This is a genomic window from Holdemania filiformis DSM 12042 (assembly GCF_000157995.1).
Lineage (GTDB): Bacteria > Bacillota_I > Bacilli_A > Erysipelotrichales > Erysipelotrichaceae > Holdemania > Holdemania filiformis.
In genome coordinates this window covers 233,713-248,776 of the sequence record NZ_GG657562.1, presented here as the reverse complement: position 1 = coordinate 248,776, position 15,064 = coordinate 233,713, and the positions used below count along the sequence as shown (strand labels likewise).

General features: G+C 52.6%; 15 protein-coding genes. 11 read left to right on the top strand and 4 right to left on the bottom strand.

Going from position 1 to position 15,064, the window contains the following annotated elements; genetic code table 11:
* Positions 1-903: FAD-binding protein (locus HOLDEFILI_RS17035; protein ID WP_006061150.1), on the top strand; the 903-nt coding region annotated here is incomplete at its 5' end.
* Positions 904-1,230: 327 nt separating this feature from the next.
* Here HOLDEFILI_RS17035 and HOLDEFILI_RS17030 read toward each other — a convergent pair.
* From HOLDEFILI_RS17030 to HOLDEFILI_RS17015, 4 genes are all read right to left on the bottom strand, one after another.
* Complete coding sequence (locus HOLDEFILI_RS17030; protein ID WP_006061148.1) at positions 1,231-1,431, bottom strand: type II toxin-antitoxin system antitoxin; 201 nt, start codon at positions 1,429-1,431, stop codon at positions 1,231-1,233.
* On the bottom strand, positions 1,431-2,441 hold the full coding sequence (locus HOLDEFILI_RS17025; protein WP_006061147.1) for an SPFH domain-containing protein: 1,011 nt from the start codon (positions 2,439-2,441) through the stop codon (positions 1,431-1,433). Before HOLDEFILI_RS17025 ends, HOLDEFILI_RS17030 begins: the two co-directional genes overlap by 1 nt.
* 544 nt (positions 2,442-2,985) lie before the next feature.
* Positions 2,986-3,171 (bottom strand): hypothetical protein, encoded by a 186-nt coding sequence (locus HOLDEFILI_RS17020; protein ID WP_006061144.1) that lies wholly within the window; start codon positions 3,169-3,171, stop codon positions 2,986-2,988.
* A gap of 9 nt (positions 3,172-3,180) precedes the next feature.
* Positions 3,181-3,984 carry a Cof-type HAD-IIB family hydrolase gene (locus tag HOLDEFILI_RS17015; RefSeq protein WP_039865385.1) on the bottom strand — a complete coding sequence of 268 codons (804 nt, stop codon included), beginning with the start codon at positions 3,982-3,984 and terminating at the stop codon, positions 3,181-3,183.
* 363 nt (positions 3,985-4,347) lie between these two features.
* Here HOLDEFILI_RS17015 and HOLDEFILI_RS17010 point away from each other — a divergent pair, with 363 nt between their 5' ends.
* The 10 genes from HOLDEFILI_RS17010 to HOLDEFILI_RS16965 all read left to right on the top strand — a co-directional run bounded on the left by HOLDEFILI_RS17010 (position 4,348) and on the right by HOLDEFILI_RS16965 (position 14,946).
* Positions 4,348-5,025: a FadR/GntR family transcriptional regulator gene (locus HOLDEFILI_RS17010; protein WP_006061141.1), complete on the top strand. Its 678-nt coding sequence runs from the start codon at positions 4,348-4,350 to the stop codon at positions 5,023-5,025.
* A complete protein-coding gene (locus tag HOLDEFILI_RS17005) occupies positions 5,022-5,825 on the top strand; it encodes an electron transfer flavoprotein subunit beta/FixA family protein (protein WP_006061140.1) in 804 nt (267 codons plus the stop codon). The genes HOLDEFILI_RS17010 and HOLDEFILI_RS17005 overlap by 4 nt, the downstream gene beginning before the upstream one ends.
* Complete coding sequence (locus HOLDEFILI_RS17000) at positions 5,822-7,021, top strand: FAD-binding protein (protein ID WP_006061139.1); 1,200 nt, start codon at positions 5,822-5,824, stop codon at positions 7,019-7,021. Before HOLDEFILI_RS17005 ends, HOLDEFILI_RS17000 begins: the two co-directional genes overlap by 4 nt.
* Positions 7,006-8,403 carry an FAD-binding oxidoreductase gene (locus HOLDEFILI_RS16995; protein WP_006061138.1) on the top strand — a complete coding sequence of 466 codons (1,398 nt, stop codon included), beginning with the start codon at positions 7,006-7,008 and terminating at the stop codon, positions 8,401-8,403. The genes HOLDEFILI_RS17000 and HOLDEFILI_RS16995 overlap by 16 nt, the downstream gene beginning before the upstream one ends.
* A 203-nt stretch (positions 8,404-8,606) precedes the next feature.
* Complete coding sequence (locus HOLDEFILI_RS16990; RefSeq protein WP_039865384.1) at positions 8,607-9,215, top strand: MerR family transcriptional regulator; 609 nt, start codon at positions 8,607-8,609, stop codon at positions 9,213-9,215.
* 403 nt (positions 9,216-9,618) lie between these two features.
* Complete coding sequence (locus HOLDEFILI_RS16985) at positions 9,619-10,317, top strand: ABC transporter ATP-binding protein (RefSeq protein WP_006061134.1); 699 nt, start codon at positions 9,619-9,621, stop codon at positions 10,315-10,317.
* A gap of 2 nt (positions 10,318-10,319) precedes the next feature.
* Positions 10,320-12,029: an efflux RND transporter periplasmic adaptor subunit gene (locus HOLDEFILI_RS16980; RefSeq protein WP_006061133.1), complete on the top strand. Its 1,710-nt coding sequence runs from the start codon at positions 10,320-10,322 to the stop codon at positions 12,027-12,029.
* A gap of 12 nt (positions 12,030-12,041) precedes the next feature.
* Complete coding sequence (locus HOLDEFILI_RS16975) at positions 12,042-13,259, top strand: ABC transporter permease (protein WP_006061132.1); 1,218 nt, start codon at positions 12,042-12,044, stop codon at positions 13,257-13,259.
* Positions 13,260-13,452: 193 nt separating this feature from the next.
* Complete coding sequence (locus HOLDEFILI_RS16970) at positions 13,453-14,331, top strand: DUF3137 domain-containing protein (RefSeq protein WP_039865382.1); 879 nt, start codon at positions 13,453-13,455, stop codon at positions 14,329-14,331.
* 81 nt (positions 14,332-14,412) lie between these two features.
* The gene (locus tag HOLDEFILI_RS16965; protein ID WP_006061130.1) at positions 14,413-14,946 is read left to right on the top strand and encodes a LemA family protein; all 534 of its coding nucleotides are present in this window, start codon (positions 14,413-14,415) and stop codon (positions 14,944-14,946) included.
* The last annotated feature ends 118 nt before the right edge of the window (positions 14,947-15,064 follow it).

The following is a 15,064-nucleotide window of genomic DNA, read 5'->3' as shown; positions in this document are numbered from 1 at the left end:
GGATATCCGGGCAATCCGAAAATGGTAAAAGCGCTGGCGCCGATCGTCAACGAATGCGTCACCGCCAACAGCTACTATGGTCCGGATACCGGCATGGGCATCCGCGCCGGGATCTGGGCTGGCGCGAAGATGGATACGACTGATGCGCCGATGATCTTTGACCGTGGTTTGGTCGCGCCGGGCGTCAAGGCTGGTTATGTCGATGATGGGCAGGGCAACCTTGCTTTCCCAGGCACGGTCTATCAGTTTAATCCCGGCACACAGCCGCATTTAAAGGTCAATAAAGAGGGCTTCCGGTTCGCTAACGAATCCTGTCCGTATGATTTTCTGAATCACGCGGCGTCTTTACAAACCGACGGCGTCTATGCGGCGATTATGGATGCCAATATCACCGACGCGATCCTGGCCTACGATCAATACGGCTGCGCTCAGATCTCCGTCAATATCGCAAAGAACGACGGAATTGTGCCGATGATCGAAAGCTATGTCGAACAAGGCTTGATCTTCAAAGCGGATACGATTGAGGAACTGGCGGAGAAGCTGGGAATTCCAGCGGATAATCTGAAAGCGACAGTCGAGCGGTACAATGAATTGTGCGCGAAGGGTATCGATGAGGATTTTGGCAAAGAGGCGTACCGGATGCGTCCGGTCGCGGCCGCGCCGTATTACGGCTGCTTCCTGGGCGGCAGTCTGCTGACCACCTGCGATGGCCTGCGAATCAACCGCAAGTGTCAGGTTTATGATACGAACCATCAGATCATTGAAGGCTTGTATTCAATCGGAGATTGTTCAGGCAGCTTCTTTGCGGGCAATTATCCGGAATATTTCGTCGGCGTTGCGGTCGGCCGCACCATGACGCAGGGCCGGGTTGCCGTGAAGACGATCCTCGGCGAAGAACTGTAAGCTGAATCAGAAAAAGGAAAAGAATCAGGATTTCTGCTTTGAAAGCTGAACCTGATTTTTTTTGCTGAGAAAAGGGTGGGGAACAACCACTTGTCTGGGAAAGAAAAGAGAAAATCATCAATTCCCTCATTTTTGTGTTAATTTCTATGTAAAATTCGCTCATTTTTTTGTGTTTGAGAATGAGAAAATCGCTCATCTTTTCGCTTACCATCCGTAATCTTGAAGCAAGTTCCGTGAGGCTGAATGAAACCGGTTCTGATCTCTGCCTGAAAGAAAGCGGCGCTGTAAATTATGATGTAAAAAAGACCGCGAAGCTGCGGTCTTTTATCAGAGATCCAGTTTGATCCCTTCATCCAGGTTTTCCGGCCGGGGGGAGCCGTTTTTCTTTCTCTGTTTGACGCATTCCGTCAACAGATATTCAATCTGTCCGTTTAAAGATCGGAAATCATCTTCGGCCCAGGCCGCGATTTCCGCATAGAGCTTACTGGAAATCCGCAGCGGTACCTGCTTCTTTTCCTGATCTGCCACTAATATAAGCTTCCTGAATTGACGATTGGCTGCGCGTCTTTATTGCCGCACAGGACGACGAGCAGATTGGAAACCATGGCAGCTTTTCTTTCTTCATCCAGCTCGACCATGCCCCCTTCGTTCAGTTTGTTCAGCGCCATTTCCACCATGCCGACGGCGCCGTCGACGATCATCTTGCGGGCGTCGATAATCGCGGAAGCCTGCTGCCGCTGAAGCATAACGGCGGCGATTTCCGGAGCATAGGCCAGATAGGTGATCCGCGCTTCCAGGATTTCCAAGCCCGCATCCTGAACCCGGTTTTGGATTTCCTTGCGGATTCGGCTGGCTACGATTTCACTGGAACCGCGCAGCGAGCCTTCATCCGGTTCGCCATCGCCCGTCGTATCGACATTCTGAGCGACGTCGTAAGGATACAGCCGCACGATATCACGCAGCGCGGCGTCGCACTGCAGCGACAGGAATTCCTTATAGTTATCTACCGCAAAGACCGCTTTGGCCGTATCGTTGACACGCCAGATGACCGCGATTCCGATTTCCACCGGATTGCCCAGGCAGTCGTTGATTTTCTGCTTGTTGTTATTCAACGTCATCACTTTCAGCGAGATTTTCTTTGTTGGCACAACCTGATTCTGCGTGCCGTTGCTGGTTGTGATCGCCCGCTCTGAGGAATTGACGTCGCCGCTCTGACGCAGCGTTGTCCGGCTGGCCGGGTTCACTGCGGATACAAACGGATTCACATAGTAAATTCCTTCTTCTTTTAACGTTCCGACATACTTGCCGAACAACGTCAGCACCAACGCTTCCTGCGGCTTCAGCACCTTAACGCCCATGCACGGGATCCAGCCTAATGATAACCAGGCAACCGAAATAGCGATCAGTACGCCGCCCAGCGTATTGTTTTCAACCAGACTGATGCCGGCGATCAAGGCGATGACCGATAAGGCAAACGCAGCGACCAGAAGCATCAGCGGCATTAACCCTTTCCTGGCGTTTAAAATTTGTTCTTCCATCTTTGACGACCTCCTCTTGTTGATATCATTTTGATATCATTTCAATTTCTTGTCAAGCGTTTTCGTCAAGGTTCGTTAAAAATGTTCCGGAACCTGACATCTGATTCTTTAGAAGCGGCCTGGAATCGTCGTGGAATAACTCAGCTTCCCAGGTTGGTTTCGCTGTTTTTATATCTCTAGCCTCAGGATTGATCAATGATCGCAGATTGCCGCTTTTATTCTGATTCAATCTGAACAGCGGAATAAAATGGCCACTTAAAAGAATCAAAGATCGTTATCAAAGAATAAAGCAGAGAAATGAATTGTTCTTTCTGCGTCAATATCATTCTTTTATGCCGTATATTGTTCTTCTTATAAAGACTCAAAATCTGTTTTAATTAGATATTGACGAGAACGCAGTCTAAAGCAATATGAAAAAAGGATAACCCTTGCTTCTGCAATGCGTTTATCCTTTTTCTTCGTCAGATCCTTCGGCAGCTCCGCAGGATAATTCATACGGGCGCTTCCATTTCATTTCTTGTCACAGGATTCTATATCTTCCAGATTAACGCGGCAGCGGGTACCGATCCGGATCCAGCGGCCGCTGCAGTGTGACAAGGTAGCCATGCTGAAACAGATCGCTGCTGAAACCGGCGGCAGCCACCTGCCATCCTTTTCGTCCCCATTGATTCAATTCTTTTTCTGCTTCGTCTAAATCATCGAAGACCAGAATTTTAAATTCCCACTGCATTGCCACGCGCTAGGCGATGACGCTGAAATGCCGCAAGGCTTCAGCCACGCCGTCTTCATCAACGGAAGGCGCGATGTAATCCGCTGCTGCTTTGACGTTATCCTTCGCGTTGGCTACTGCGACGCCGACACCAGCCTTCACCAACATCGGAATATCGTTCTCCCCATCGCCGAAGGCCATGGTTTCCGCCCAGGAAATCCCCAGGCGCTTCAGAACGGATTCGATGGTGGTCGTCTTATCGTTGCCGGTGCTGTAAATATCATAGCCCTGCGGATAACTCCAGGTAAAGGTCAGCTCCGGGAACTGATCGGTAATCGATTCGACCTTCGCTTCATCGCCGATGATGAACAGCCCCATCGGCAGGCCGTGCGTCTTCTGATAATTCTGTTCAGCGGTATCATCGATCAACAGCTTGCCGACGTCCTTTCCTTTCAGATAACCCCAGTGAAATTGATGGAAGTGCGACTGACAGACGACCGATTCGTCAAACTTATAGCCGACGCCCAATTCCAGCTCATCGCACAGCTTGTTCAGGCGGATCATTGTGTCCTCCTGAATTTCATGCTTTTCAATAATTCCCTTGCCGGTTTCAATCAGACACTGGCCGTTGATCGTGACGTAATAATCCGGTTTCAGCGTGTCGTGGACGTCCTGCTGAATGAAGTAATAAGCCCGGCCGGTGGCGATCAACAGCTTGATCCCCTGACGCTGCGCCTGATGCAGCGCTTCAACGACCGCAGGCCGGATCGTTTCCGAGCCGCGGGCGATCAGGGTGCCGTCGATGTCCAGAATCAACATTTTTACATTTTCCATATTTGTTTTTTTGTACTCTCCTCTGTCAGTTATCATACCGTGATTTTCATCGGGTGAAAAGAGCTTTTGAAGATTTTATTCGTAAAAGTTAAACATTGAATGAAATAATGTTTCAATGTTTCAACGCGTGAGCCAACCGTGGATGACGGCTCGGGAAAATTCCTGGATTTCCTTTTTTGACAGAGTTGAATCAGGATTGCGGATGACTTTATAGCGTTTGAGAGTCCACGGGAAACGGACACCTTATCGGGGGTGCGGCAGAGAAATCAGTCGTGAAAGAATTAATTAACTGTAAGGGCTTTCATTTTTGCCCAGCTTCTTCTATAATGGAATTAACTTGGTCTGACCAGTTAGGGGTGAACTATGGAAAATCAGGAAAAGAATTCGCAGATGATCGTCGACGATGTGATCGGTCAGATCGGCAGCGGACGGCTGAAAATCGGCGAAGCTCTGCCGTCGGAACGGGAGATGACGCAGCTCTATCACGTCAGCCGCAGCTGCGTGCGGGAAGCGATGCAGGTGCTGGCGCTGTTAGGCATCGTGCGGATCCGTCCGAAGGAAAAGACCCGTGTCCAGGCCTTTCAAATCGAACCGTTCATCCAGCGGATTTCCCCGTTGTTGTTCGCGCAGATGGGCTGCGAACAGGACATCGCTCAGTTCCGCTTGGCCGTTGAGATCAAAGCGGCGCAGCTGGCGGCTGAAAAAGGGGCGGATGAAGGTTTGATGGAGCTGGTGGCGGCGATGCGCCAGTGCGAGGATGAAGCGCAGGCAGCGCAGCTGGATCTGCAATTCCATAAGGCGCTGGTGCGCAACAGCGGCAACACCCTGCTGAAAATTGCGCTGGACAGCGTCGGCAGTCTGATGGAATATTCCGTCGCGCATAACCGCCGGCAGATATCCACGCACAGCTCGCTGGCGATTCTGATCGACCAGCACGAACAGCTGACCCGGACAATCGCGGCCAGACAGACGGAAAAAGCAGCGGAGCTGATGAAACGGCATCTGCGGCTGGAAGAAAACAGGGAGGAAATAGAGAAGTGAACATTGTCGTATGTGTAAAACAGGTTCCGGCGACGCAGAAAGTCGAAGTCGATCCGGTTACCGGCGTCTTAAAGCGGGACGGTATTGAAACGAAGATGAATCCGTATGATCTCTACGCGATGGAAACCGCGCTGCAGATCAGAAAGAAAACCGGTGCGAAGATCCATGTGATCACGATGGGGCCGCCGGCCGCCAAAGCGGTGCTGCAGGAAGCGTTCGCGCTGGGTGCCGACGAGGGCTGGTTGTTGACCGACCGGAAGTTTGCCGGGGCCGACGTGTTGGCGACCTCGTATACGATCGCCTCTGGAATCCGCCAGATCGATCACGTCGATCTGATTCTGTGCGGCAAGCAGACGACCGACGGCGACACGGCTCAGGTTGGACCGGAAATGGCCGAGGTGCTGGGAATTCCGCATATCAGCTGGGTTACAGAGCTGATCGACGCCGACGATCAGGCCTTGATCGTCAAGCAGGATCTGACTGAGGTCGAAGCGGTGGCCCGGATTCCTTATCCATGCCTGATCACGGTGGAAAAAGGAATTTTCCAGCCGAATCTGCCGTCCTATAAACGGGCGAAGGAAGCCGCGGACAACCCGATTCACACGCTGAGCGCGGCGCAGTGCCGAACCTTGGATCCATCCCGAATCGGCTTGTCAGGCTCGCCGACTCAGGTCGAGCGGATTTTCACGCCGACCCATGATGTGAAGACAATGCGGCTGGACGGGCCGGAAGCGGAAAGCGCGGCCAAGCTGGTCGCGATCCTGAAAGAAGATAAAATGTGGGAGGAGGAAAACGCATGAGCGGCTTAGTGATTGATCCTAAAAAATGTACGCGCTGCGGTTTGTGCATCACTCAATGCCCGTTTAACGCCATGGCGATGGTCGACGGTCAGGTCCAGATCAACGCCGCCTGCAAGATGTGCCGGATGTGTCTGCGCAACTGTCCGAGCCAGGCGATCAGCGAACAGGTGGACGCGCCGCAGCCGCAGATCGACAAATCCCAGTGGCACGATATTCTTGTTTACGTTGAACACAGCGACGGCCGGATTCATCCGGTGACGCTGGAATTGATCGGGAAGGCACACGAGCTGGCCCGGGTTATCGGGCAGCAGGTCAACTGTCTGATGATCGGTGATCACATTGAACAGGCGGCGGATTCCCTGCTGGACTACGGCGTCGCCAACGTCTATCTCTATGAAGATGCGCGGCTCCAGTATTTCCGTGCGGATAATTATACCGAAGTGTTTGAGGACTGCATTCAGCGCAGTCATCCGGCAGTCGTTCTGGTCGGCGCGACGGTCAGCGGCCGTTCGCTTGCCCCGCGCACCGCGGCGCGCTTCCGCACCGGCTTAACGGCCGACTGTACGGTTCTGGAAATGCGGGAGAATACCGATCTGGTGCAGATCCGGCCTGCTTTCGGCGGCAACATCATGGCTCAGATTCTGAACACCAATCATCGTCCGCAGTTTGCGACGGTGCGCTATAAAGTGATGGATCCGGCGGTGAAGCAGGCCCGGATCGGAAAGGTGGTGTCCTGTCCGATCGATCCAGCCAAGCTGAATTCCAAGATTGAATGGCTGAAAATTGAAAACAAGGAACAGGAGGTCAGCATTTCCGACGCTGAAGTGCTCGTCGCTGTCGGACGGGGCGTTAAGGATGAAAAGACCCTGGCGCTGATCGAAACGTTAGCGCAGAAGCTGCATGCCCAGATGGCCTGCAGCCGGCCGGTTGTGGAAAACGGGCGCTACGACGTCCGCCGTCAGATTGGTTTGTCCGGACGAACGGTGAAGCCGAAGCTGATCCTGACCTTCGGCATCAGCGGGGCGATCCAGTTTACCGCCGGGATGAAGGGGGCGGAGAAAATCATCGCCGTCAACACCGATCCGCAGGCTCCGATCTTTGATCTGGCGCATGTCGCGGTCGTCGGCGACGCTGGACAAATCGCTGAAAATATGCTTAAAGAAATGGAGGGGGAGACCGTATGTTCCGCAAACTAGAAAACCGGGATATTGAAGCGCTGAGTGCGATCACCGGACAGGACTATGTCAGCGTCCGCGATGAAATTCATCCCGATTATACGCATGACGAAATGACCCACTACGGCTGTTTTGACCCGGAACTGGTCATCCAGCCGGGCTGCACGGAGGAAGTTTCACAGATTCTGGCCTATGCCAATCAAGAACATCTGCCGGTTACAACCCGCGGCGCGGGCACCGGCCTATGCGGGGGCTGCGTGCCGATCCACGGCGGCATCGTGATGTCGATGATGCGGATGAATAAAATTCTGGAAATCGACGAACAGACGATGAACGCCGTGCTGCAGCCGGGCGTGCTGCTGATGGAGATCATCGAGGAAGCGGCGAATCATAATCTGTTGTATGCGCCGGATCCAGGCGAAAAGAGCGCGTCGGTCGGCGGCAACGTCATGACCAACGCCGGCGGCATGCGGGCGGTGAAATACGGCGTGACCCGCGATTATGTGCGCGGCCTGGAAGTCGTGCTGGCGGACGGCAGTGTGCTGACGCTGGGCGGCAAGACCTCAAAGAACAGCTCCGGCTATTCCCTAAAGGATCTAATCGTCGGTTCCGAAGGCACGCTGGCCGTCGTCACGAAGATCACGATGAAGCTGCTGCCGAAGCCGCGGGCGATGACCTCCTTGTTGATTCCGTTTACGACGCTGAAGGACGCGCTGACGCTGGTGCCGAAAATCATGCGGCTGCCGGCGGTGGCGACGACGATTGAATTCATGGAAAAGGAAGTCATTCAGGATGCTCAGGATTACCTCGGCAAGGATTTCCCGAACAAGGAATTCAATGCTTATCTGATCGTTTCCTACAGCGCCAACACGCCGGAAGAAATGCAGGCGATGATCCACGACTGCGCCGAACTGGCCTTGCAGGAAGGGGCGGAGGACGTCTTTATCTCCGATACCGAAGAACGCCAGAGCAGCATCTGGGATGCCCGCGGCGCGTTTCTGGAAGCAATTAAGAATTCGACAACGCAGATGGACGAATGCGATGTTGTCGTGGATATCGACAAGGTCGCCGACTTCTGTCAGTTTGCCCGCGATCTCTCAATTCAGGAAGACATCCGCATCCGCAGCTTCGGTCATGCCGGTGACGGCAACCTGCATATCTATGTGCTGAAAGACGCGCTGCCGGAAGAAGAATGGCAGCGGAAGGTCGCACGCTGCATGGACGCGCTGTATGCGAAAGCCGCGGCGATGAAGGGCCAGGTTTCCGGCGAACACGGCATTGGTCATGCCAAACGCGACTATTTGAAACAATCGCTGGATCCGGTTCAGATCGAGCTGATGAAACGGATCAAGGCCGCCTTTGACCCGAACGGAATTCTCAATCCGGGCAAAGTCATCGGCTGAGAAGGATCGAAAGCCACGGCTTCGTCCTTCTAAACTAGCCTGCAATCATTGTTAAACAGAAATCAGATCCGCTCAGGACTCCGGCCGCCGCCGGGGTCTTTTCAGTTTTCCACAATGAAAAGCAGCGGAAAAAGTGAATTGTTTGAAAAACCGTTGACCTGTCCCCTGGGGACTGTGTTATGCTCACAGACGAGGTGAGCGGAATGCTGCTGAAAGAAGTCATGCAAAAGAGCGGGCTGACCCGCAAACAAATTGAAATACTTCAACAAAAGGGATTGATTCATCCGGCCAGGGAAGAAAACGGATACCGCAATTATACCGAACAGGATCTGAAAACGCTGAAGCAGGTTAACTTTCTTAAGAAATTTGAGTTCACGCTGGACGAATGCCACGCCCTGTTGATTCAAGGCGACACGACCGTTCTGGATCAGAAACGGGAACAGCTGTTGTCCCAACGCTACCGGCTGGATACCGCGCTGCAATATCTGGATCATCTCAAGGATCCCGATACCCAGCAGGTTGACCTGGAATCCGTGGAACAAACGTTCGATCTCTATGATCAGATCAGTGCCGGCCAGCGCGGACAGAAAATCATCCAGATGGAGAAGGAAATCGTCAAAGCGCAGGTATCGTTTAATAGTTTAATCGAATACACAATCGGCATCGGTTTTTCGATGACGGCGATGATATCGCAGCAGAATCTGCGCCTGATAATTTTGATCGTCACCATGCTGCTGGTGCAGGGAATGAAGTCGTCGACGCGATTCCGCTGGCTGATCCTGCGGATGGGTCAGCTTTTGAGAGTGATTTAAATTTGAGGTTCAGCGCGGATTAAAGAACAAACCCGCGCTTTTTATATTTTTGGGAATGTGACAAAATCGTTAGTTCTCTGCAAGCCAAATCCATGGCGGAGAAACGACTGCGTGCGTAAAATGAAAAAGGAAAGCAGGCAGATCCTGGAAAAAACGCTTGCTTTCCATCGAAATCAGAATATAATATGTTTCAAGAAAGATAAATAAGAAAAAAAAGAAATGGGATATAAGATAAAAAAGATCAGAATTAATTGGAAAAAAGATTGACAAACAAGAAAATGTGTATTAATGTATTATTGTCTTAATACAAAAATCTTATGAAGATCTTTAGGAATCCTTTCGCTGGGTTTTAGCCTTGGACTTTATAATGAAAAACGATTGAGCATGACAGGGAGGGAAGTTCATGTCAGAAGCTTTAATAGAAATCAGGGATCTCTGTAAAATATACAATCCGGGCGAGGTTGAGGTCCGCGCGCTGGATCACGTCAGTCTGACGATCAACCGCGGCGAACTAGTCGCGATTATCGGACAGTCGGGTTCCGGCAAATCCACGCTGATGAATCAGCTGGGCTGCCTGGATGTTCCGACTTCCGGCGATTATTTTCTGAGCGGTCAGAACGTTGCCAAGCTCAGCGATAATGAATTGTCGGATATCCGCAACCGGGAGATCGGCTTTATCTTCCAGGGATTTAACTTAATTCCCAATCTGACAGCTGTGGAGAATGTCGAAGTCCCGTTGATTTACCGCGGTATCGGCAAGCGCGAACGGCGTCAGCTGGCGGTGGCGTCGCTGGAAAAGGTCGGCTTGGGTCACCGGCTCGATCACAAGCCGTCGCAGATGTCCGGCGGGCAGCAGCAGCGCGTTGCGATCGCGCGGGCCATCGCCGCAGCTCCGCCGTTGATTCTGGCGGACGAACCGACCGGCAACCTGGATTCCGCGTCAAGCAAGGAAATCCTGCAGATTTTAAAACAGATGCACGCCAGCGGGCGCACGGTTATCCTGATTACGCATGACAATGAGATCGCCGCGCAGGCCAAGCGGATTATCCATATCCGCGACGGGAAGATTGATTCAGATACAATTAACGAGGGAGGAAAATAACGATGGATGAAAAACAAGTGGAACGGGTTGAAGTCGAAACACTGGAACTGGAAAAGAAGCCGGGTAAAAATAAACAAAAACGGAAACTGACGATGCCGAAGAAGAAAACCGTTATGCTCGGGGCGGTTGGCTTGTTAGTCCTGGCTGTTGTCATTTCGAATCTGACGCGCAAGCCTTCGCTGCCGTCTGTCGCGGTGACGCCGGTGACGCGGGGCAGCGTCGAGCAGACGCTGGATACCAGCGGTCTGGTTTCCTCTTTATCGGAGAAGACGTATTTCTCGCCGGTCAGCGCCAACGTCGCGCAGCTGCCGGTCGCGGTCGGCGATAATGTCAGCGCGGGCGATCTGATCGTCGGCTATGATCTGGATTCGATTCAGGAACAGGTGCAGAAAGCGAATTTGGAGCTGACGGCCGCCCGCAGCGGATATCACGACAGTTTGAACAAAAGTAACGAGAAGGCCGACGAATACAGCCAGGCTAAGCACGATGCTGAAAAGCTTTATGCCGAGGCCAACGATCTGCGCAGCAAGGTGGCCGGACTGAAGGATCAGCTGGCCCAGGCCCAAAAGGAACAAGCCGGGCAGGAAGCCGGCAATGCGGCCAATCAGCAGAAAATTGCCGAGCTGCAGAAGGAAGCGGCGGATCTGGAAACGACGCAAGCCCAGCTGGAGCTGCAGATCGCCGAGAAGCAGCGGCTGATTGCCGAGAAACAGGCGGAGCTGGATGCGCTTGTCAATCCGCCGGAACCAGATCCTGCGGCCAGTCCCGCGCCGATCGAGGATTCCAGTGATAAAATTGAGCAGCTGAAGCAGGAAATCAGTACGCTGCAGGGCGAGCTGGACGTTCTGAACAAGACGCAGGCCGATAATGATCAGCGTCAGAAGCAGATTGCCGACGAGATCCAGCAGCTCCAAAGCGCCGGGGGCGCGGCGGCGGCCAAGGTCGTCCAGCTGCAGGCGGATCTGGAAAAAGCATCAACGGAATTAAGTCAGAAGGAAACGGAATTGGCCAAGCGTGAGAGCGTCCGCGATTCCGCCCAGGCTTCGATTCTGTCCAATGAAATGAAAACCCAGCTGCAGGCGAATACGAATCTGAGCGAGCTGGCCGCGATGAGCACCAACGAACTGCTGCAGCTGGCCCGGGCCGGCATCAAGGCGGAATTCTCCGGCATCGTCACCAAGGTCAACACCAAGGAAGGCGCCGCGACCGCCGAAGGCACAGAGCTGATTACCGTCGCTTCCAACCGCGAGGTTATGGTCGAAATTTCAATCACGAAATACGACCTGGAAAAAATCGCAGTCGGACAAAAAGCTGAAATTACCTTAGCCGGTCATCAATACACCGGCACGGTTGAAAAAATCAGCCGGGTGGCCGAGGCTAACGCTCAGGGCACGCCGGTGATTCATGCCCAGGTTCGTTTCGATAATCCGGATGACAATATCTTCTTAGGCGTGGAAGCCAAGGTTTCCGTCAACACCGCCAAAGCGGAGAACGCATTGCTGGTGCCGGTGGAAGCGATCAATACCGATCGTCAGGGCAGTTTTGTCTACGCGGTGGAAAACGGTCTGTTAATCCGCAAAACAATTGAAATCGGTGTGACCTCCGATGACGCTGCAGAGATTAAGTCCGGTCTCAGCGAAGGCGATCTGGTCGTGCTGAGCGCCGCCGCAGGATTGCAGGAGGGAATGCAGGTTACGCCTGTCCAGCAGTAAAGGAGGCCGCAGATGACGCAGCTATTTGAATATATAAAGATGGCGGTCAAGAATATCCGCGCCAACAAGGGGCGGTCGATTCTGACGATGCTGGGCATTATTATCGGCATCTCCTCCGTTATCATGATTATGGCGATCGGCAACGGCGCCAAGGGAACGATCAGCGACGAACTCAACAGTATCGCCGGGGGTCAGATCTATATTTACGCAAGTCAGAATTACACCGCCGGGGAACCGGTGGCGATCACGGAGAAAGACATCGATACGATCAAAACGAAGATCGAACATGTCAAGGGTGTCACGCCGACGCTGGGCGCCTGGGGCAGCGCGATGACGCAGAAAGGCACCTTCGATTTGTCGATCAGCGGCGGCAATCCGGATCTGGGCGCGATGTCGGTGCAGCCGATGCTGCACGGCCGCTATTTTGATCAGTCGGATTTTGAAGACGCCCGGTTAGTCGGCGTGATCGGCGAAGCGGATGCCAAGAAGCTGTTCGGGACGGCCGATATCGTCGGCATGTCGATCGAAGCCTCGATGATGAACGTCACCAAGGATATCCGCATCATCGGCGTGCGGAAGGACGTCGAGGGGACCTTTGTTTCCACAACCTATGAAGGTGCGCCGATTTCAATGGAAATGCCGTATACCGCGCTGCAGGCGTTTGATATCGGCACTGATGATTTCGGAAGCATCTATATTATTTCCGAAGGCAACGAATATTCTGCGGCGGTCGCCCAATCGGCGCTGAGCCTGCTTGACAGCCGCCATCAGACCCAGGGCAAAGGTGCATTTCTGATGCAGGAATTCAACGAACAGATGGGACAGATTAACGAAGTGCTGAACATGATCACGACGTTTATCTCCTTTGTTGCGGCGATCAGTCTTTTAGTCGGCGGGATCGGCGTCATGAATATTATGTTGGTGTCGGTTACGGAAAGAACCCGGGAGATCGGCATCCGCAAAGGTCTGGGCGCCCGGACAAGCTCGATCCTGTGGCAGTTTCTGGCCGAATCGGCGATCATCACGGCGATCGGCGGCATCATCGGGATTATTCTGGGCATCGGCGGAGCGGAACTGTTGTGCTTGGTGATGCCGCTGACTCCGCGCATCAGCCTGTCCACCATCCTGATCGCGACGTTGTTCTCCTCAGCCATTGGTATCTTCTTCGGGATTATGCCGGCTCGCAAAGCGGCGAACCTTTCGCCGATTGAAGCACTCCGCCGCGATTAAGCGAATGACTTGCGTCCGCGGAGTAAGAGGAAAAAAAAGGATAGATCAGATTAAAACCGGAATGGATAGACGGACGTCGCTGTTTCGGTTTTTCTTCTTGCGGCGGTTAAGCAGAGTCTGTCAATTTCCTTAAGAACGTCAAAAGTGGAGTTTGGGCATGATATAATAAAAAAAAGAATGGGGGGGAATTCGATTGGAAGAAATCTTAGCACAGCTAAACCGGCAGCGGGGACGGATTATGGCGGCGACACTGATCGGCGGCAGTTTGATCGGATTGGGTATTCTCTTGTTATTTACAAGCTTTTCCCTTGGAATTCTGATCGTGCTTGCCGGGGCGGGATTCATCCTGGGAATCAATCTGACGGAAAAACCGAAATATATCCGGGCCTATAAGAATCAGGTTGTCTTAGCGGTGCTGAAAGAAATGTTTGACGATGTGGAATTGAATATCGACGCGGGGTTTAACCAGGAATGGGTTGAGGACGCGCATTTCATCCCTACGAGCAACCGTTTTTTCAGCGATGACCAGCTTTCCGGCAGCTACCGCGGCTGTCCGTTTCGCCGCAGCGATATTCTGACCCAGCAGGTGACGCATACCGGGAAAACGACGACGGTGACGACGTTGTTTGAAGGCCCGTGGATGGTGTTTGAATTTCCCAAAAGCTTCGGGCATTATCTGTTGGTCAGGGAAAAGGAGTTTCTTTCCAATGGTAAGCCGGGCGGCTGGTTCAGCGGATTAAAGACGGAGCGGATTGAGATGGAAAGCGAAGCTTTTAACGAAAAGTTTGAGGTGTATGCCGAGGATGAACACGAAGCATTTTATCTGTTGACACCGTCGTTTATGGAAAAGCTGGAACAGGCTGAACATGAACTCGACGGCCGGATGTATTACGGTTTTTTCGGCCATGAGTTCCACGTCGCGGTGGATAACCGGCAAAACAGCTTTGAGCCGCCGGTGTTTACGGCGATCAAGCCGGCGCAGCTGGAGGAGATCCGAACGGAAGCACAGCTGGTGTGCGAGCTGATTGATCTGCTTCATCTCGCGGGCAGAGAACGCGGGGGAACGGCCTGAGCCTTAAACTCAAAATGTTGCGAAATAAGCAAATTTCATTTTAAAATTACAGAAATAAACCAGATAAGAAGGAGGGGAAGAATGATGATGATTTTGTTGATCGGGGCGATCGCATTGATCGTATATGGCATACTTCTTTACAATCAATTAGTCCGGAGTCGGATTAAATGTGAAGAAGCTTTGTCGGGAATCGACGTCGCGTTAGTGAAACGGTATGATACGCTGACCAATATCCAGGAAACGGTGAAAGGGTATGTCAAGCACGAACAGACGTCGCTGGTTGAATTGACAAGACTGCGCGCGACGATGACGCTGGAAGAAAAGGCTGAACTGGCGGATCAATACGCTCAGGCTCAGAACCGGCTGATGATGTTGGCGGAAGGCTATCCGCAGCTGCAGGCGTCCGCGAATTTTCTGCAGCTTCAGGAAACGATCGCTGATGTTGAAGAACACCTGCAGGCAGCCCGCCGGGCGTACAACGCCAATGTGGCGCGGTACAACGAGAAGCTTCAGATGTTTCCGTCCAGTCTGATCGCCGGAATGATTCATGCGGAAGCCAAAGCCTTTTTCCAGGCCGAGCTGGATCAGCGTGAAAATGTGAATGTTTCATTTTAAAGAAAAAAAGCAATCGGAGAGCTGTAGCACAAACGTTACAGCTTTTTAAATAGAAAGAAGAGCACACAAGATCGGAAAAGGAAATTGAAAACAAAACGGTATTGAGTTATAATAAGCT